We start from the raw sequence: 18,603 nt of genomic DNA, 5'->3' as shown, positions 1-18,603 counted from the left end.
AGTAGTCAAACTCGATACCCTGACCGATGCGGATCGGACCCGACCCCAAAACAAGAATCTTTTTCTTCATGCAGACCTCAAAAAATCGGCCCGCCTCGCTACTAGCCCAGCGAACCCTGGCATTGTATCGCATTACGACTCAGGGCTGAATCCATAAAAGCATGATGTCGCGCCACTCTCCCGCCCACTTCAGGCGCTTGGCTTCCGTCCAGATCGTCCAGCCGTCGGCCTCGCGTTTCTCCAGGAACTCCAGGGCGGCGGGGCGGAGAGGATCAGCGAGCAGAATTTTATCGCCTAGCTTTGGAAGAAGTGCAGTGAGCGGTGAGTGAAGAGAGCGCTCGTAGAGAATGTCCGCACCGATGACCAGATCAAATCCGACAAGCTCCTGGGGCCAGTCACGCCAGTCCCCCTTGCGGACAGTGAGGTTGGTGATGCCGTTGAGCGCGGCGTTGCTGCGGCAGAGCGCCAGGCAGTCCGGGTGGTAGTCGGTCTGCACGACCTGGGCAGCCCCTAAGTGGGCGGCAACGAGGCCTACAAAGCCCACGCCCGCGCCGATCTCAAGAACGCGCTTGTCTTTCACGAGCGCCGGTTCGAGCGCCAGCCGACTCGTCAGCGCTTCCGCCGATGCCCAGAGCTGCATGCCAAACGGGAAGTTCGCCAGGTCCTCGTCGGTGTGCACACCGTCCATAAGCGCATCAAGATCCGTCACGCTGCTAATCTCCCAGCGGCGACCTGCTGCCTGGAGAATCTGGGAGACAAGCGGATAGCGATTGAGCATGGGCTAGTGAATGTGTTTCCTGGCACCGAAAATGCAGCAGAGAGTCCTGTAATGCGAGATACCTACGATGTTATTTTGGCAGTGGTCGCCGCCCTCGGGTTGGGCATCTTCTGCGGCATGCCGCTTAACGCACCAAGCGAACGGGGAAGCGACGCGTGGGCTAGAAACGACGCGTGGATTAGTGGTCGTCGCGCAGGGTCGCGCCACTGCCAAGCACAAAGGCCAGTAGGTCGGCTTCGTGCTCTTCCAGTCCTGCGGGGGTGCGGGATTCCACGTTCAGCCGCAAGACCGGCTCGTTCTGGCTCATGCGAAGATTGCAGCGCCAGTCGCTCTCGGCAAGAGAAACCCCGTCTACCTGGCTGAGCTGCGCGTCGGGATGGCGTGCCTGAAGCGCCGCGATAATCCCTTTGGCATCCTCGGTGATAAAGTTCATCTCCTCGCTGGCCGGGTAGTTTTTCTTGTAGGTGTCTAAAAGCTCCGAGACCGTTCGGCCCTGCCGAATATGCTCGGCGAAGATGCCCAGAACCGTTAGAAACGTGATAATGCCATTGTCGCAGTACCAGAAGTCTCGGTAGTAGAAGTGCCCAGAGTTCTCCCCGCCAAAGATCGCATTTGCCTGACGCATCGTCGCTTTGATGAAGCCGTGGCCCGTGCGGCTGGTGACCGCTTTGCCGCTTCCCTCAGCCGCTGCGGCCTCGGTCGCCCAGATCTGGCGCGGTTCGATCACCACGGCAGCGCCCGGCTCAATCTTGAGAAAGTGCTCAATGAGCACTGCATTGATGTAGTAGCCCGAAAACGAGCGGCCTTTCTCATCGTAGAAGAAGCAACGATCCGCATCGGCATCCCAGGCCACGCCAAAATGCGCGTTCTCGGCGACAATGCGCTCGCTGACCTCTTTTCGGTTAGACGGTAGCAGGGGGTCGGGTGTGCCCTTGGGGAAATTGCCGTCCTCGTTCCAGTTCAGCCGAACCATCTCAATAGGATGATTGGCAATGGTGGCATCAACGAACTTTCCATTGGCTCCAAAGTTGACATTACCCACAATTTTCAGATGCGGCAGGTTTGCAGGCACATAGCGCTGGAGATACGCGGCGTAGTTTTCGAGCAGTGGCGTCGGAGTGACGGTGCCCGGTATGGCCACTTTCTGAGGAACACTGGCCTCGATATCGGCGTAGATCTCGCCCAGCTTGCCCTCGCGAACCAGCGGTTGGCCTTTTTTGCCGACGAACTTGAAGCCGTTCCACTCACGGGGGTTATGGCTCGCCGTGAGCGCGAACCCGCCGTCTATGTCTAAAATCCCCGAGGCAAAATACAACATCTCGGTACTAATCACCCCCAGGTCCAGCACCTCAACCCCGAGGTCTACCAGCCCCTGAATGGCGGCTTGCTGCATAGATGCGCCGCTGGTGCGCACATCGCGACCCACCGCGACGCGCTGCGCGCCCATCACCCGCACGAATGCCTGGGCACAAAGATAGGCAAACTCTTCGTTGATCACCGACGGGTAAATTCCCCGAATATCATAGGCGCGGTAAAGCGATTTATCAAAAGGCATGTTCAATTCTCCAAGTAATAGGATACCAGACGTCGCCAACCCTTGACAGCACCCAGGGGGCGCGATAGAATCTCTCTCGCTTGCTTGCAAGCTTTCCCTCAGTTGCCCAGGTGGCGGAATTGGTAGACGCGCATGGTTGAGGGCCATGTCCCGCAAGGGGTAAGGGTTCAAGTCCCTTCTTGGGCATAAAAAAAGTCAGAGGCTCTCCGTAACATTCGGAGAGCCTTTGGCGTATATTTAGAGAGGAGATCGAGTATAGTGACCCGTCTCTTATTATTTTCAGGAGTTTGTCATTGAACCGTACTCTGCCCCTCTCCGCGCTTATTTTTGCGCTCACTCTGGCCCCCAGCACGCCGACGACGGCACAGGGAACGCCCCCGACTGCCCCACCTGTGGCACCGACGCAGCCGCCTGCCGCCGCTCAGAAAGTCTTGTTTGTCAATAAAGCCCAGGCGGGGCTTGTCAAGAAAATCAATGCCACTGCAGTATTTACCGTAGAAGGGCCGGGTGGGCAGAAAGTCACTCTGGAGTTCAAAGAGCAGGACCGGATCAACTACACCGCCGTGGCTGCTAGCGGGGAGATCACCTACGAGAGCCGTACGGACTCTATCCAGCAGTTTCTTAATGGAATGAAGCTCCCCGACGATCCGGAGCTTGGCAAAGACGTAGACACGTTCACGATCAAGCCCGACGGTACCCTCGTGAGCTACAAGAGCAGCAAGACCGAAAAAGATGAAGACCACAGCGACCAGCGGCTCTATGTTGCCACGTCCATTGGCTTCTCCGATAAAGCAGTCTCTCCAGGTGAGAAGTGGGTGCGCGAGTACAAAGCCGATGCCAACCTCGGGCTGGTTGAGGGCAAGGGCGAGTACGAGTTCCAGGCGCTAGAGGAGAAAAACGGGACTCTGTGCGCCCGTATCGGGATCACCTACACCGAGAACAGCGGCAAGAACCCCATCTCGACCAAGGGGCTAATCTGGATCGAACCGGCCAGCGGCGATGATGTGGCATCGGATATTGTTGTCTCGAACATTCCGTTTGGGGATGGCGATGTTGTCAGCGCGAGCTTTAAGTCCAACCGTGAGAGCGGCGGGCCGCTGCCCGAGGATATTGTCAAGAAGGCCCAGGCCAGCCTCAAGCCAGAACAGAGCAGTATCAAGGCGACCCCCCCGAAAGTAGAGCCTGCAAAGCCCAAGACCATTGATGAAGTGGTCAAGGACTACGAAAAGCTCCCCGGCGTCTTGACCCTCTGGCGCAAGCGCGAGGAAAATGGCAAGGACACGATCTACGCCGAAGTCCGCGAGGATCAGCTTGATAAGCTCTTGATGCTTCAGGCGACGTTTAGTACCGGTGATGCGGACCATGCGGTTGCGGGCGACCCCATTGCGGACTTTGTCTTTCAGCTCACCAAGAGCCCGGACGATAAGCTCTATCTTGCCGTTCCCAATAACAACTTCCAGGTTACACCCGGCTCCCCGACGGAGAAAGCACTCAAGCGCTCCATGCCGCCCCTTTCGTTTTTGCAGACCTTTCGGATTGAGGCCAAACAGACCGATCGCAAGAGCTTATTAATTGATCTGTCTGAGTTTTTCAAGAGCGATTTCCTAGGCATTGGGTTCGCTTTCTCCGGGATGCCCCCGATACCTGGACTGATGGCGGCACCTGTCGGTGGGGGAATGGGGCTGGACCGTGAGAAGACTTATGTTCTGTCCGTGAAGAACTTCCCCGAGAATTTAGTGGTGACCAGCCAGTACCACTTTGTGCGTGGCCTCTCGCCTTTGATGACCGGCTCCGCGACTCTGGGTGATCCACGGAGTGCTCCGGTTCAGGTGACCTTCAATCTCTCGGCTCTGCCCGTGGACAATGGCTACATTCCGCGCCTCAACGATCCCCGGATCGGCTACTTCACCACGGACTACCAGTCACTAGAGCGCGACGACAAGCTTGATCTTACCAAGCGCTTTATCCTCCGCTGGGACCTGCGTAAGAAGAACCCAGAGGCCGCTGTCTCTGATCCCGTCAAGCCGATTGTCTTCTGGCTCGACAACGCGATCCCTGAGGAGTTCCGCAAGCCGATGGCCAGTGCGATTCTCTCCTGGAACCCGGTGCTGGAGAAAGCGGGCTACAAAAATGCCATTCAGGTGCAGCAGATGCCCGATAAACCCACCGATGATGAGGCGAAGAAGGGCCTGGTTCCCACGGACACGGCGGACATGCGCTTTAACGTGATCCGCTGGGTGATCTCACCCAACCCTAGTGATGCCTATGCCGTGGCGCTCTTTCGCCCCAACCCGCTGACCGGTCAGATTCTCAATGCGAGCATCACCGTGGACGCGGCCATGACGCAGCTTACCAAGGTGGAATATAAAGACATGGTCTCGCCGGAGCAGGCGTTCTCCGCTGTGGCGGACTACGAGACCCATGTGGCGGACTACGAGACCCATGAGGCGAAAAACAATAGCAAGCTTCGCTGTGAGTACGGGCATCTTGCTCGTGCCAACGCCTGGTTTGGGTTGACGGCGGTGAACCTGCTGGCGGAGGGCAAGATCAGCCAGAAAGACTACGTCGCGCAGTTCCTCCAGGATGTTGTCGCGCACGAGTTCGGGCATATTCTGGGGCTACGTCATAACTTTGTCGCCTCGACACAGTACACTCTGGCCCAGCTTGGTGATCCTAAGGTTCTCTTGCCCAGCAAGCCCATCGCCGCGTCGCTGATGGACTACAACCCGATGAATATCGCCGCGCTCAAGGCCAACGGCGTTCCGTTCTTCTCGCTCAGCCCGGGGGTCTACGACTACTGGGCGTTGGAGTACGGTTACACGCCCGTTCCCACCGCCAAGAAGCCCGACGATGAGCTACCGCTGCTCAAGCAGATCGCGCGCCGCAGTGGGAGCCCCGGCCTGCTCTTCAACACCGATGGTGAGGCGGATGGCTTCGATCCGACCATCACCCGCTTCGATAGCTCGGCCAACCCGCTCGACTACTGGGAGCGGGTCATGCAGACGGCTCAGGCGATGCTGGGGAAGCTGGACAAACGTGTTAAGCCTGGCGAGAGCTATGTGGAGTTCTCCCGCCATGTCCAGATGATTGTGAGCATGATAGGAGCAGGCTCAGGTCAGGCGAGCCGCTTTATTGGGGCACAGCAGGTTCGGCGCAGCTTCAAGGGCGATATTGGGGAGAAGCCCAATCTCAAGCCGGTGGATGCCCTGCAGCAGAAACGTGCTCTGGACATGATCGCTAAATATATTCTGGCACCAGGGGCACTGAAGCTTCCGCAAAGCTATCTGGAAAAGCTCACGGTGGATCTTGCGCCGATTGAGTCGCGGCCCTCGGAGTTCTTTATCGGCGAGGCGATTGCCAACCTGCAAAAAGGCGCGGTTCGCCGCCTGCTCTCCACCGCAACCATCATGCGTGTCTCTAGCAACGAGTACAAGACGGCGGATCTGAGCAAGGCACTGACACTTCCCACGCTCTTCAAGACGGTTGGGGATGCGGTCTGGGGCGAGCTAGTCACCAAGCAGAATGTCGGCTTCCAGCGGCGGCAGATCCAGCGCCAGCATGTCGAGTCGCTCATTACACTCGCCAGCAGCAACAGCACCGATGACAGCCGGATGCTGGCGGCAGCACACCTGAAGATGCTCCGTGAAAAACTCAAGCTGGCTCAGGCAATCCCCACTCTGGATGAGTACACCCGCCTGCACTACACCGATCTTGCTGAGAAAGTCCAGCGTCAGTTGGATGCCAAAGTCAATATTGGTGGCGGCGGTGGCGGCTTTGGCTCTCTGTTCGGTCGCCCTGGCAAATGACCCTCGTGTCGCGGCCAATCCCCCTCGCCCTGCTGGGTGGGGGGGGATTGGCACTGGGAACTCTGTTTCTCTTCGCCGAGGTGGTGTTCCGAGGGCGGGTTCTCTTTTACGGGGATCTGTCCCTCTATTTTCTACCCCAGCTCGATTTCCAGCGCAGCGAGCTCCTGGCGGGGCGCATCCCGCTCTGGAACCCCTACATAAACTGTGGTCAGCCCTTTGTCGGTAACCCACAGACGTGGCCGCTTTATCCGTCGTCGTTGCTTCTGCTCATTTTTGAAGCCGCGCGTGCTAACGCAATTTCAACCCTCTTGCATGTCCTCTGGGCCGGGCTAGGGATGCTCGTTTTTTTGCGCCAGCAGAAGCTCACGCCTGTCGCGGCGACTCTAGGCGCAGTGGCATTTGCATTTGGCGGGGCGTTTGTCTCTAAGGTACAGTTTCCCAACATGCTCCAGGCCATGAGCTGGCTTCCCTGGTTGCTCTGGGCCACTGGGAGAGTGATCATGCGCCCTTTGCCAGGCCGCGTCGCCCTGCTCGGACTCTGTGTGGGGCTGACGCTCTTGGCGGCGCATGCGCAGGTCACGCTGATGCAGCTGTATCTGGTGCTGGCGTGGGTACTCTTCCGCCTGATGACGCTCCCGCGCGCGGAGCGCCTGCGGCCTCTGAGCGCACTGGCACTCGCGGCGCTTCTTGGGCTGGCTCTCGCGCTTGCCCAGCTTCTGCCGGTTGTCGAGCACGCCCTTGCCTCTACCCGTCCGCAACTGAGCCTCGGCGCCGCGAATCGTTTCTATCTGCCCTGGCGCGAGCTGATCCTACTGATTGCTCCCAATGCTCTGGGTAATCCCGCGCTTCCGGGTGGCTGGCACGGAAAAGCCAACTTCTGGGAGCCATGCTGCTACATTGGTTTGGTTCCACTGGTACTTGTTTTTTTTGTTCAAGGCAACAAACTGCCTAGACAGAGGGCAGTGATCACTTTTTGGCTCTGGGGGGCGCTTTTGAGCTTCTGGCTGGCTCTGGGCCGCTACGGAGGGCTCTATGTTTTGGCGTTTTATGCGCTTCCCGGCGTGAAGCAGTTCCATGATCCGGCCCGCTGGCTCTACCTGGGAACATTTGCTCTTTCCATTCTGTCGGCCTACGGGCTAGATCAGCTACGGCTGCGCGAGGTGGGAAAATGGGCTCTGGTGCTGGGGGCGATGGGGGAGCTGATCTTTTTTTCCCGCACGCTGAATCCAACATGTCCCCCCGAAGCACTGCGCGTTGTCTCAGCCTCGACGATCGCGCCTGTCGGGCGTGTGTTTGCATCGCAGCCCTACGCGCAGTGGAAGTTTTTGGCACCCTATAAAGACTATCAAGGGCTGCCTTCCCAGGCTTTGATGACGCTTACCACGCCAAACTTGCCGCTCTTGCGGCGCTGGCGGCAGGCGAGCGGCTACGAACCCGTGGCACGACGCGATGTGAGCGAAACGCTCAAAGCTCTGGGGGCGCTCCCGACGAATCCTGCGGCGCTCTCTGTAGAGCAAGTACAGCAGCTTGAGGCACTCGGCGTGGGGCTAGTGGAGGGAAGTGATGGCACACGCGTCTTAGCAAGTCCCGCCCCGCTGGTCTCCGGAGGAACTGTCGAGAGCGAAGTTCCTGGCCGCTTTGAGATCGTCCCAATGGGTACTGAGGTCGTCTTACGTGAAGTGCATGCCGCAGGGTGGCGTGCCTGGGCAAATGGGAAGGCGCTGGAGATACAGACAGCTCCGCCGATTTTTATGAAAGTGCAGGTTCCCGCTGGCACAAAACGGGTACTATTTCGCTACGATCCTCTATTTTGGCGAGTCGGACTGTTTCTTTCACTGACCGCAGGGTGTATACTGTTTGGGCTTATGTTAAGTGCACTAAGGGGAAAACCATGGCGGAGTTGACTATTCAAACGACAATTCAGGGGGGAGTTCCGCTTGTCGCGCTCACAGGTGAGCTGGATGCCTACCACGCTCCCCGCCTGAAAACCGAGCTGGAGAATCAGCTCGGCGGATCGTCCAGGGCTTTAGTGATTAGCTTGAAGCGTGTCTCCTATGTGGACTCGACCGGACTGGGCGTGCTCGTGGCCGTCCGGAAGCAGGCAGAGCCTCTGGGGGTAAGCCTCCATCTGGTTATTGGTCAGGAGAGCGCGGTGCGGCGGACGTTTACGATTACGGGCTTACTGCCTGTATTTTCGATTTTTGACGATGAGGCGGCGGCTCTTGAAGCGGCTGCATTTAAGGAAGGGTAGCAAGATGCAGAAATTTTCCCGAGCGGCGCTCCTGAAGGCGCTGGTTCCTGGTTTGGTTCTCTCCCTGAGCCTGACGGGTTGTAAAGACCCCAACGCGGGCAAGTCCGCAGATGCCTCTGGCAATGGTTCTACCGATACGATCAATGTCGGGCAGTACGCTTCGTTGACCGGGGAGACGTCCACTTTTGGCGTCGAGTCCAACGCGGGCATTGCTTTCGCGGTTGACGAGCTCAACGCGGCGGGTGGCATTGAGGTGGGCGGAAAGAAGATGCTGGTTAAAGTCGAGACTCAGGACGACCAGAGCAAGGCGGACGAAGCCAAGACAATCGCAGTTAAGTTCGCTTCCGACTCCAAGATCGTCGCTGTGATCGGAGAAGTCGCTTCCAGTCGCTCCAAGACAGCCGCTCCAGAGTTTCAAAGAGCGGGCATTCCGATGATCTCCCCGAGCTCTACCAACCCGGATGTGACCAAAGTCGGCGACTATATTTTCCGTGTCTGTTTCATTGATCCGTTCCAGGGCTATGTCATGGCCAAGTTCGCCACCGAGGAGCTCAAGCTCAAGAAAGTGGCGATCCTGCGTGATCCGTCCCAGGACTACTCCGTGGGCCTGGCGGACGTGTTCAAGGAAGAGTTCACCAAGATGGGCGGCGAGATTGTCGCCGATGCCTCGTACAATGCCAAGGACTCTGACTTCCGCAGCCAGCTCGGGCAGATCAAGACCGCAGCAGCCGATGGGATCTTTATTCCGGGCTACTACAACGAGGTCGGGACGATTGCGCGCCAGGCAAAAGAGCTAGGCATCACCGTTCCCTTGCTGGGCGGCGATGGCTGGGACTCCGAGAAGCTGGTCGAGGGCGCAGGCGGTCCGGGGAAGGCTCTGGAGGGCGCGTACTTCTCGACCCACTACTCCAAGGACTCCAAAGACCAAAAAGTGCAGGACTTCGTTAAGGCCTTCACGGCCAAGAACGGAAAAGCGCCCGCAAGCCTCGTGGCCCAGGGCTACGACGCCATGATGATCCTCGCCGACGCGATCAAGCGCGCGGGTTCTATCGAGCGTAAAAAAGTTCGTGACGCGCTGGCTCAGACCAAAGACTACGTCGCGGTGACGGGCAAGATCACCATTGACGAGAACCGCAATGCCAACAAGAGCGCGGTGGTTCTACAGATCAGTGGCGCTGAGTTTAAGTACGTCAAGACCGTTGACCCGAAGTAGATGAAGTAGGCACGTGGACCAGTTCTTACAAAATATAATCAATGGTGTCCAGATCGGTAGCATCTATGTGCTGATCGCTCTGGGCTACACCATGGTCTACGGAGTGCTCCGCCTGATCAACTTCGCCCACAGCGATATCTTCATGGTCGGGGCCTACGTCGGCTACTTTGCCTCGCGCTGGCTCAAAGTCAAGCAGCAGGTAACGGTCTGGGCAGGGCTGCTTCAGCTCCTGCCCGTTCTTTTGATCTCGATGGCGGCCTGTGTGACCCTCGGGCTGATCATCGAGCGCCTGGCCTACCGGCCCCTGCGCCGTGCGCCGCGTCTGACGGCGCTTATTACCGCCATCGGTGTCTCGCTTTTTCTGGAGGGAATGGCACAGCTTCCGTTTGTTTTTGGCGTGGATCCTAAGTTCTACCCCGAGATTCTTCCGAGTGGCCCTGAGGCCACTTTGCATCTGGGGAATCTGACGATCTCACAGAACCAGCTTGTCTTAGTGATCACCGCGTTCGTGCTCATGGCGATTCTCTGGTATATCGTCCAGCGCACCAAGATGGGCAAGGCGATGCGCGCCGTGAGTCATGACTTTGACGCGGCGGCGCTCATGGGAATCAATACGGATGCCGTGATCTCCTTTACCTTTGGTCTGGGCGCGGCGCTTGCTGCTGCTGGGGGGGTGCTCTTTGGCGCACTGACGTTTAAGAGTATCCTGCCGCTGATGGGCGTTCAGATCGGCATTAAAGCGTTTGTGGCCGCTGTGGTAGGGGGCATCGGCTCGATTCCCGGCGCGATGCTGGGGGGGCTCCTCATGGGTCTCTCCGAGTCTTTTGTGAAGAGTGCGCCGCATATCAAGTTAGGTACCTACGACTTTGACCCGTCGCGCTGGGTGGATGCACTGGCCTTTGTGATCTTGATTCTGGTGCTCCTGATCCGACCTGCAGGGCTTCTGGGCAAGAACGCACCGGAGAAAGTGTAGCCATGCAGAAGATAATATTAAAGCGACTGGGCGGGGCTGCGGTGGCTCTGGTAGGGCTGATGGCGGGCTCGCTGCTCTTCCCACTCTACTTGCAGGACGTGGTCTACCGGGTGGTGATGCTCTGCGGGATCGCGATCATCATGGCGGTCTCACTGAATCTGATCAATGGGTTTACCGGGCAGTTCTCGATTGGGCACGCGGGCTTTCAAGCTGTGGGCGCCTACGTGGCGGCCGCGCTGACGGTCTACGGCCACGACAAGCTCTTTGCGTTTATTCCCAAGAACGGGGACTTTTCCTCGCCACTCTACTCGCTGCTCTCAGGCGGCCCGGTAATGCTACTCTCGATGCTTGTGGGAGGGCTGGCGGCGGCGGGAATTGGGTATCTTGTTGGTTTGCCAAGCCTGCGCCTGCGGGGGGATTATCTAGCGATTGTGACCCTGGGATTCGGGGAGATTATCCGGGTTGTGGTCGAGAACCTAGATGTTGTCGGAGGGCCGCGTGGCTTCTCGGGTGATTTAAATTCTGGGGTGCAGGTTCCGGCGCTGACGAACTTTTTCTGGGTCTACGGCATGGTGCTTGTCGTGATCTTGGTGTCGCGTAACTTGCGCTTCTCGGTGCATGGGCTCTCCTATCTGTCGGTGCGTGAGGATGAGATCGCGGCGCAGGCAATGGGGATTAACACGACTACGGTCAAAGTGAAGGCATTTGTGCTGGGAGCTTTTTTTGCGGGGGTTGCCGGTGCATTGTTTGCGCACTACGAGCGCACGATCTTGATCACCTCGTTTAATTTTGTGCGGTCTTTTGACTTCGTGACAATGGTGGTTTTAGGGGGACTGGGCTCGATTACGGGAGCGGCACTTGCGGCGATTGTGCTGACAGCGCTTCCAGAGGTTTTGCGCTACTCGTTAGGACAGCAAGCCAACCAGTACCGTCTGGTAGTGTATGCACTGGCACTCGTGATTATGATGCTTGTACGACCGCAGGGTATTTTTGGCCGAGGAGAGTTCTCTCTGAAGCGTATTTTTAAGAAAAAATAGGGGATGGGAAAAATTGAATAGGCCATTTATTTCTGAAGGTGATAAAAAACACCGAGTTGCAGTATTTATTGATTTCGAGAATGTAAAGCGTTCCATAGATGATTTTTTTGAGAATGATCGTGTAGATTTCAAGCTGATTCTAGAGGAAATTGTCCGGATGACACAAGGACGAGTTCTTTTGAAGCGTGCCTATGCGGACTGGAGCGTCTTTAAAGAATACCGATCGGACTTACTTGATAATGCCATTGAGCCGGTGCAGACCTTTCCCTTGACGCAAAAAGGTAAGAACGGAGCCGATATTCGGATGGCGGTGGATGTGGTTGAGTTTGTTCTCCGGCAATCGGAAATCACGCATGTTGCCATTATCTCTGGAGACTCAGACTTTACGCCACTAGTCATGAAGCTGCGCGAGCTTGGGCTCCATGTCCTTGGGCTCGGAGTGCGCTCGAACACGGCGAGCTATCTCATTAAGGCCTGCGATCGCTTCGTTTTCTACGATGACCTTCGGGAAGCACCGACGGCGGATCCCGTGGGGCTCCTCACGCGGGCACTGACTGTCATGGGGAATCGTCCCGTTCCCGGCTCTGCACTCAAGATTCAGATGCGGCGGCTCGATCCACTCTTTGACGAGACGCGGCTGGGCTATGGCTCGTTTCTTGAGTTCCTCCGAGCGCATCTGGATATTGTGGATGTTCATAAACCGCAGGTGGGCGATGTGACGGTTGCCCCTCAGGGAACACTGGAGCTGGAGGAGGGAGCTATCTACACGCCTCCGACGGCAGCGGATAAGCTTCGCGCTTGGCTGCGGGAGAATAACTTTCGCTATGTGACGTGCGAGGAACGGCACCAGATTATTGTGGCACTCTACGATATTTTTGCCAAGGCCGAAGCGAGCGGAGGAGTCTCGCTTAAGGAGGCAAAAGATCAGCTTCACGCGTCCGTGGAGGAGCACTTCCCGACGATTTCCTGGGACTCGGTGAACTCAGCGGTCTACCATCTGTTCTATACCTGGTGCTTCTACTTTGACCGAAGCGATGAGGCTGATTCCAAGCAGCTCTGGGATCGGAAGACCTCCCTACAGCCTGATATTTTAAGTGCCGATGACCTGATCGAGAAGACGGAGCGGGGGATCGCTCGCAAGCTCTGGGAGCGGGATCGCGAGGGCGTGGATGCGGAAGCACTCAATGAGTGGCTCTACGATGGTAACCCGGACGACCTGGAAAGTGTCAAGGAGCTAATTGAGATTGTCTCTGCACCGGACTACACGACCGTGGGCCGCAGTGGAGGCGGGTAGGAGCGTCACGCTGTGAGAGTTGTCCAAATCGAGAGTGTTGCAAATCAGGCCTGGAGTTTTTGGCGGATGATGAGTGAGGTCTCCCCCCGCGTGATTCGCGAGGAGATGACTCGGGATTTTCGGCTGAGCATTGTGGGGACGGAAGAGGATCGCCCGTGGTTTCTTGACCGTCTCCTTCCCGTGACCGCCACTCGGGTCGAGCGGGAGGATGGTAAGGAGCGCTTCTACTTGTTGGACAACCCGCCCGAGGAAGGCATCTCCGAGGTCTCTGCGGCAACTTTTTATGTGCTTGGCCCCGACGAACCAATTGGTGTACGGGGCGTGAAGTGCGCTCCGTATGTGGGGAACTTCGAGGAAGTCATCCGTTGGATCGCCCAATCCCGTCCTACGCAACTGGTGGCCTTTGGGCGCTACCTGCCCGGAATGCGGCCCATCGTGGCACAGCGCCTGATTCTCAACGCGAGCTCGAACAATGCGCGCTTTGCTTTTCTCTCCGCTCTGCCCTGGATCTTGCCCGTGAGCCTGCCGTTTTTACCCGCGTCGTCTGCCGTGGATGTCTTTGTCCTCACCAAGAACCAGGCGATGCTGGTGATGCGGCTCGCAGCAGCCCACGGTCACCCGCCGGGCTACACCAAGCAGGTTAAGGAGATCCTGGGAACGGTGGCGGGGGCGATGGGCTGGCGCTTGCTGGCGCGTGAGCTCGCTGGAATGATCCCGGCAGGAATTGGAGTGGCGGCAAAGACCGCCATTGCTTACTCCGGGACTATTACGGTGGGTAAAGCGGCGCTCTTTTACTATCAAAAAGGCCGCCAGATGAGCGCGGAGGAGATTCGCGAGGTTCATAAAGAGAGCGAAGCCGCTGCCAAAATCGAAGCGGAGCGAGTGGTTGCAAACCCACCCACTCCCGACGAGTTCACCGATTCAGAGCTGTGACCCTGCTGGGAGCTTATGTCCCCGTTGGGAGCTTATGTCCCTGGGCGGCGGATCATCTGGCGCAGCTCGGTGAGGTTTCCGGCGGCTGCCATCGCGTCGTCCTCGGAGATAATCCCGGCCTTGTAGTAACGCGTCAGGCACTGGTTCATGGTCTGCATGCCCCAGAACCCGCCTTCTTGAATGGCGGTGTAGATATTTCCCGTCTTGCCCTCTTCGATCAGCTTCGCGACCGTAGGGGTGGCGATCATGATCTCGACGGCAGCGACGCGCCCGACGGTATCCACTCGGGGCAGGAGCTTCTGGGCGATAAAGCCGCGCACAGACTGGCTCATACGCATACAAAGCAGCATCTTGTCTTCCGGGGGGAAGAGGTTGACGATACGCTCTAGGGTTTCTGCGGCGCTGGACGTGTGCAGGGTTCCAAACACAAGGTGGCCCGTTTCCGCCGCTTGTAGCGCCACGGACACAGACTCGACATCTCGCATCTCACCGATCAGAATAATATCGGGGTTCTGGCGTAGCACGTACTTCAGTGCATCCGAGAAGGAGTCCGTGTCAATGCCCACTTCGCGTTGCGAGATGATGCACTTCTTGTCCGGGTGCACAAACTCGATGGGGTCCTCAATCGTGACAATATTCTTAGACTGTTCCTCGTTGATCTTGTTGATCATGCCCGCGAGTGTCGTGGACTTGCCCGAGCCCGTCGGCCCAGTGATAAGCATCAGCCCCTGGCGCGCCTTGGTAAGCTCGCCGACGGCGGGAGGCATTCCGAGCTGCTCCAGAGTGTAGAGCTTGAGGGGAACCAGTCGGCTGACCACTCCAATGGTGCCGCGCTGCTGGTAGATATTGGTGCGCACACGGGTCAGGCCGTCGAGCTCCCAGCCGATATCCAGCTCGTGTCGGTGCTCGAAGCGCCCGATCTGCTCATGGCTCATGATCGAGTAGGCCATGCGCCGTGTTTCGTCCCCCGAGAGCTTCTCGGTGCCTTCTACTGCTAAGATACGGCCATGCAGGCGGAGCATTGGGGGGGAGTCGGCCTTAATGAAAAGGTCCGACGCCTTTAACTCGTAAGCCTGTCGGATCAGGTCGCGAATATCATACATCGTCTTTAGAGAGGTCCTCGTCTAAGTAGTATCAGTGTCTCAAGTGTCTATCGGTGAAGAAAGCGCTGTGCAACAGCGTAGGCGATGCCTGCGATTCCCAGTGCCAGCAATGCTACCAGGCCCGTTCCCAGCAAAAGCTTGCGACCGGGCGCGCTAGTATTCTCCGCCGCTCGGTAACTTTCCTGCTTGGCTACCTCTTTTGTCGGGAGGTTGAGCTGCTCGAACTTATGGTCCTTGAGTAGCGCCTGGTAGGTAAAGGCACCTTCTTGGGCCGACAGCGAGATTTCCACCCGATTATCGGTAAACTGCCGTGGCCCTCGGTAGGTGAATGGGCCTGAGATGAGATAGGTCACATTCACTCGGTTCTGGTCCCGAAAGGCGCACAGGAACGGCTCCAGTGCCAGAGTGCCTTGCGCGGGATCCACTAAATTCGCTGATGTCTGGAAGCTGACACTGCTCATCACGGGAGCGGGTCCGACTTTTTTAGCCTCGCGCTGGATGGCGGGCTCCCGGGAGTCCATGGCATTACGGTCTAGGCGCTTGTCCTCAAACTCTAGTTTCTCGAACTTCCAGCTCGTCATGGTGCTCAGGCGCTTCAGACGTGCCTCCGTCTCGGCATGCGGTACCTGGCGCGGATAGACCACCGCCACTGTCCAGTTACCCAGACCCGGCGCGACCATGATCTGAACATCGGGCATGTTCATCTGCGCCCGCGCGGCACCCGTCAGTGCCAGAGCGGCGACTAGTGCCAGAAGTTGTCGTCTCATTTTTCGTTTTCCTTCACCCGCCGTTTAGAGATTGATAGAGAGCCAGAGCCTTGATGCGCTGCTCGCTGTGCTCTACAATACGCGTGGGGTAGTCCCGCCCCAGAACACAGTGTACCGCCGCTTGCTCGTTTACGGAAAGCTCCCAGGGTTTATGAACCCATTTCGCGGGTAGATGCTTCAATTCTGGGCACCAGCGTTTTACATAGACCCCGTCGGGATCGAATTTTTCCCCTTGGCTCACGGGATTAAAGATACGAAAATAAGGCTGTGCATCGGTGCCCGTGCCCGCCGCCCACTGCCAGCCGCCGTTGTTGGCCGCCTGGTCTCCATCCAGTAGCTGCTGCATGAAATAGTTCTCCCCGAGCCGCCAGTCACAGAGCAGATCCTTGGTCAGAAACGAAGCGACCGCCATGCGTGCGCGGTTGTGCATCGTGCCCGTTTGGGCAAGCTGGCGCAGGGCGGCATCTATAAATGGATAGCCCGTCTCACCGCGCTGCCAGGCAGTAAAGAGCGCGTCCTCGTTGTGCCAGGCAATGGCGTCGAACTGCGGCTTGAAGCAGCCCGTGGCGACATGAGGAAAGTGCCAGAGGATCTGGTAGTAAAAGTCACGCCACGCGAGCTGCCGAATCCAGGCATCCACGCCCCCGCGCTCGCCAACGGCCAAACTCTGGCGCAAAAGCCGTGCACTCTCAAGCACACGGCGCGGGGAGAGCATCCCAAACTTCAGGTACGCGGAGAGCTGTGAAGTGCCGGGATCCGCAGGAAACTCCCTGCCCGTGTCGTAGTGTGAAAGCGCGGTGTGCACAAATTCCGTGAGCTGGGCCCGCGCCGCAGTTTCCCCGGCAGGGAGCGCCGCACTGCCGGTTGGGAGCGGCTCGGTGGCGATTCCCAGCGGCGTGGGAATGCGCCTGGGAGCCGGGCGGGGCACCGCAAACGCCTGCTCTTGCCAGGCACGAAAGTACGGCGTGAAGACGGTGTAGGGAGTTCCCGCCTTTGTTTTTACACTCTCGGGCTCGCTCAACAAGTGGTCCAAACACGCGTGGCTCTCCAGCCCCAAGGCGGCAGTCACGCGCACATCGCGTGCTCGTCCGGCGGGCTCATATTCCTGACTGTGGTAGAGCGCCGTTGCGCCGGTTTCCCCTGCCAGCCGCCCTAGCTCCTCCGCCGGGTCGCCGTGCCGGAGCACGAGGTAGCTCCCACGCTCGCGGAGCGCCGCATCAAGTGCCCGCAAGCCGTCGTAGAGAAATGCAACGCGTCGCGCTCCGGTGTCAGAACGTGACAGAATCATGGGATCGAGGACAAAAACGGGTACGACCCGCGCATTGTCCGCAAGAGCGGTGCACAGTGCCTCGTTATCGTCGAGGCGGAGGGTGCGTCGAAACCAGACAAGCGCGGTTTTGGGGGGCATAGGTCAAACAACAACAACCGGCGGGTAAGGTTCCCAGAGGAATTCTCTTGTTGGTGCCGAACTTCTCTCCATGTCCCACGCTTCGTCCTTGCCCCTCTCCTCGTTCGTCGCCCGCTGGAGAGCCGCCACTCTCACGGAGCGGGCAGGCTACCAGGAGCACTTCCGGGACCTGTGCGCCCTCCTGGGGCAGCGCACGCCCGCCGAAGCGGACCCCACCGGCGCACACTACGCCTTCGAGAAAGGCGTGCGCAAGACCGGCAACACGTCGGGGCGCGTGGACGGCTTCGCGGATGTGTGGAAGCGCGGGCACTTCGCGATCGAGTATAAGGGAAAGAGGAAGAACCTCTCCGATGCCTACCAGCAGCTTCTAGCCTACCGCGAGGACTTAGAGAACCCGCCGCTGCTCGCGGTGTGTGATCTGAACCGCTTCGAGGTGCACACCAACTTCACTGGCACCGTCAAGCGCGTCTTCGCCTTCGATCTGGCGGAGCTGGAGGCCAACCAGCCCACCGAAACCTGCTCCCTGGTTCCGCTGACTGTCCTGCGTGCTCTGTTCGAGAGTCCCGATAGTTTGCGCCCCGCTCAGACCACCCAGGCGATCACGGAGGAGGCCGCGGCGACCTTCGGCCAGCTTGCTCGCTCGCTCACGCTTCGCGGCCACGACCCGCACGCCACGGCGCATTTTCTGATTCGTTTGCTGTTCTGTCTCTTCGCCGAAGACGTGGGGCTGCTCCCGCTGGGCCTCTTCACGAAGCTGGTGAGCAACTTTCAAAAAGACCCCGTTACTTTTCAGCAGAGCCTCGGCCAGCTCTTCGCCTCGATGGCAAAGGGCGGAGTGTTTGGTTTTGATCGAATCAAGCACTTCAACGGGGGCTTGTTCGACGACGAGAGCACTCTTCCCCTGATCGAGAGCGAGCTGGCGACACTGACAAAGGCGGCGGCGCTGGACTGGGGCAGTGTCGAGCCGAGTGTGTTTGGCACGCTGTTTGAACGCTCGCTCGATCCCGCCAAGCGTAGCCAGCTCGGGGCGCACTACACGAGTCGGGAAGACATTGCGCTGATCGTGGAGCCGGTGGTGATGCTCCCCCTGCGCCGTGAGTGGGCGCTGATTCGGGCGCAGGCGGAGGCACTGGCAACCGAGCGCGACACCGTGACCCAGGAGCAGGAATCGCGTGGAGCGAATCTCACCCCGCAGGAGCGAGCCGCCCTAGTGAAGCGTCGCACAGAAAAAGAAGCCGCCCTCAGCAAGCTGCTCTCGGGCTTCACGGAGCGCCTGGCCGACGTCAAGGTGCTCGATCCCGCCTGTGGGTCGGGCAACTTTCTGTATGTCGCCCTGCGCTCGCTGCTCGATCTGGAGAAGTCCGTCATTCAGATGGCGGCGCACTGCGGCCTGATGGGCTTTTTCCCACGCGTCGGCCCGGAGCAGATGCGCGGACTTGAGATCAACGACTACGCACACGAGCTCGCGCCCATCACGGTCTGGAT

The 18,603-nt window shown here is 58.5% G+C and carries 14 protein-coding genes and 1 tRNA gene; 10 read left to right on the top strand and 5 right to left on the bottom strand.

The window, feature by feature from the left end:
* Nucleotides 1-139: 139 nt before the first annotated feature.
* Entirely contained in the window at nt 140-778 is a 639-nt protein-coding gene (locus tag ACH2EH_RS03970) for a class I SAM-dependent methyltransferase (protein ID WP_395139173.1), read from the bottom strand.
* A 178-nt stretch (nt 779-956) separates the two neighbouring features.
* Nucleotides 957-2,333: a phosphomannomutase/phosphoglucomutase gene (locus ACH2EH_RS03965; RefSeq protein WP_395139172.1), complete on the bottom strand. Its 1,377-nt coding sequence runs from the start codon at nt 2,331-2,333 to the stop codon at nt 957-959.
* A gap of 104 nt (nt 2,334-2,437) precedes the next feature.
* Between ACH2EH_RS03965 and ACH2EH_RS03960 the strand changes: the two genes are divergently transcribed.
* The 9 genes from ACH2EH_RS03960 (at nt 2,438) to ACH2EH_RS03920 (ending at nt 13,840) form a co-directional block, all read left to right on the top strand.
* Nucleotides 2,438-2,519 (top strand) — tRNA-Leu (locus ACH2EH_RS03960).
* A gap of 107 nt (nt 2,520-2,626) precedes the next feature.
* Nucleotides 2,627-6,139, top strand: coding sequence for a zinc-dependent metalloprotease (locus tag ACH2EH_RS03955; RefSeq protein WP_395139170.1), 3,513 nt, complete (start codon nt 2,627-2,629; stop codon nt 6,137-6,139).
* 5 nt (nt 6,140-6,144) lie between these two features.
* The gene (locus ACH2EH_RS03950) at nt 6,145-8,043 is read left to right on the top strand and encodes a YfhO family protein (RefSeq protein ID WP_395139168.1); all 1,899 of its coding nucleotides are present in this window, start codon (nt 6,145-6,147) and stop codon (nt 8,041-8,043) included.
* Complete coding sequence (locus tag ACH2EH_RS03945; protein ID WP_395139167.1) at nt 8,031-8,390, top strand: STAS domain-containing protein; 360 nt, start codon at nt 8,031-8,033, stop codon at nt 8,388-8,390. Before ACH2EH_RS03950 ends, ACH2EH_RS03945 begins: the two co-directional genes overlap by 13 nt.
* 4 nt (nt 8,391-8,394) lie before the next feature.
* Nucleotides 8,395-9,603, top strand: a complete 1,209-nt coding sequence (locus tag ACH2EH_RS03940) for an ABC transporter substrate-binding protein (protein WP_395139165.1) — start codon at nt 8,395-8,397, stop codon at nt 9,601-9,603.
* A gap of 13 nt (nt 9,604-9,616) precedes the next feature.
* Entirely contained in the window at nt 9,617-10,576 is a 960-nt protein-coding gene (locus tag ACH2EH_RS03935; protein ID WP_395139164.1) for a branched-chain amino acid ABC transporter permease, read from the top strand.
* A 2-nt stretch (nt 10,577-10,578) separates the two neighbouring features.
* Complete coding sequence (locus ACH2EH_RS03930; RefSeq protein WP_395139162.1) at nt 10,579-11,613, top strand: branched-chain amino acid ABC transporter permease; 1,035 nt, start codon at nt 10,579-10,581, stop codon at nt 11,611-11,613.
* 13 nt (nt 11,614-11,626) lie between these two features.
* Complete coding sequence (locus tag ACH2EH_RS03925) at nt 11,627-12,907, top strand: NYN domain-containing protein (protein WP_395139160.1); 1,281 nt, start codon at nt 11,627-11,629, stop codon at nt 12,905-12,907.
* Between the two features lie 12 nt (nt 12,908-12,919).
* The gene (locus tag ACH2EH_RS03920; protein ID WP_395139159.1) at nt 12,920-13,840 is read left to right on the top strand and encodes a hypothetical protein; all 921 of its coding nucleotides are present in this window, start codon (nt 12,920-12,922) and stop codon (nt 13,838-13,840) included.
* A gap of 32 nt (nt 13,841-13,872) precedes the next feature.
* Here ACH2EH_RS03920 and ACH2EH_RS03915 read toward each other — a convergent pair whose 3' ends face one another.
* Genes ACH2EH_RS03915 through ACH2EH_RS03905 form a run of 3 tightly spaced genes read right to left on the bottom strand, consistent with a single transcriptional unit; the run spans nt 13,873 to nt 17,118 of the window.
* The gene (locus tag ACH2EH_RS03915) at nt 13,873-14,943 is read right to left on the bottom strand and encodes a type IV pilus twitching motility protein PilT (protein ID WP_395090706.1); all 1,071 of its coding nucleotides are present in this window, start codon (nt 14,941-14,943) and stop codon (nt 13,873-13,875) included.
* 47 nt (nt 14,944-14,990) lie between these two features.
* Complete coding sequence (locus ACH2EH_RS03910) at nt 14,991-15,710, bottom strand: hypothetical protein (protein ID WP_395139158.1); 720 nt, start codon at nt 15,708-15,710, stop codon at nt 14,991-14,993.
* A gap of 13 nt (nt 15,711-15,723) precedes the next feature.
* Nucleotides 15,724-17,118, bottom strand: a complete 1,395-nt coding sequence (locus tag ACH2EH_RS03905; protein WP_395139156.1) for a cryptochrome/photolyase family protein — start codon at nt 17,116-17,118, stop codon at nt 15,724-15,726.
* A gap of 70 nt (nt 17,119-17,188) precedes the next feature.
* On the opposite strand from ACH2EH_RS03905, the gene ACH2EH_RS03900 reads away from it, so the two are divergent.
* Nucleotides 17,189-18,603 (top strand): DNA methyltransferase (locus tag ACH2EH_RS03900; protein WP_395139155.1); only part of this gene is annotated, 1,415 nt, incomplete at its 3' end.

Origin of the sequence: Armatimonas sp., assembly GCF_043760365.1 — a bacterium.
Classification (GTDB): Bacteria; Armatimonadota; Armatimonadia; order Armatimonadales; family Armatimonadaceae; genus Armatimonas.
The sequence above is the reverse complement of the archived record's forward strand: the minus strand, read 5'-3'. Positions and strand labels throughout refer to the sequence as shown.

What these genes read in the sequence shown, in the direction of transcription:
- ACH2EH_RS03945 (WP_395139167.1), top strand. Translation starts at nt 8,031, where the DNA reads ATGGCGGAGTTGACTATTCAAACGACAATTCAGGGGGGAGTTCCGCTT.
- ACH2EH_RS03940 (WP_395139165.1), top strand. Translation starts at nt 8,395, where the DNA reads ATGCAGAAATTTTCCCGAGCGGCGCTCCTGAAGGCGCTGGTTCCTGGT.
- ACH2EH_RS03910 (WP_395139158.1), bottom strand. Translation starts at nt 15,710, where the DNA reads ATGAGACGACAACTTCTGGCACTAGTCGCCGCTCTGGCACTGACGGGT.
- ACH2EH_RS03970 (WP_395139173.1), bottom strand. Translation starts at nt 778, where the DNA reads ATGCTCAATCGCTATCCGCTTGTCTCCCAGATTCTCCAGGCAGCAGGT.
- ACH2EH_RS03905 (WP_395139156.1), bottom strand. Translation starts at nt 17,118, where the DNA reads ATGCCCCCCAAAACCGCGCTTGTCTGGTTTCGACGCACCCTCCGCCTC.
- ACH2EH_RS03965 (WP_395139172.1), bottom strand. Translation starts at nt 2,333, where the DNA reads ATGCCTTTTGATAAATCGCTTTACCGCGCCTATGATATTCGGGGAATT.
- ACH2EH_RS03915 (WP_395090706.1), bottom strand. Translation starts at nt 14,943, where the DNA reads ATGTATGATATTCGCGACCTGATCCGACAGGCTTACGAGTTAAAGGCG.
- ACH2EH_RS03930 (WP_395139162.1), top strand. Translation starts at nt 10,579, where the DNA reads ATGCAGAAGATAATATTAAAGCGACTGGGCGGGGCTGCGGTGGCTCTG.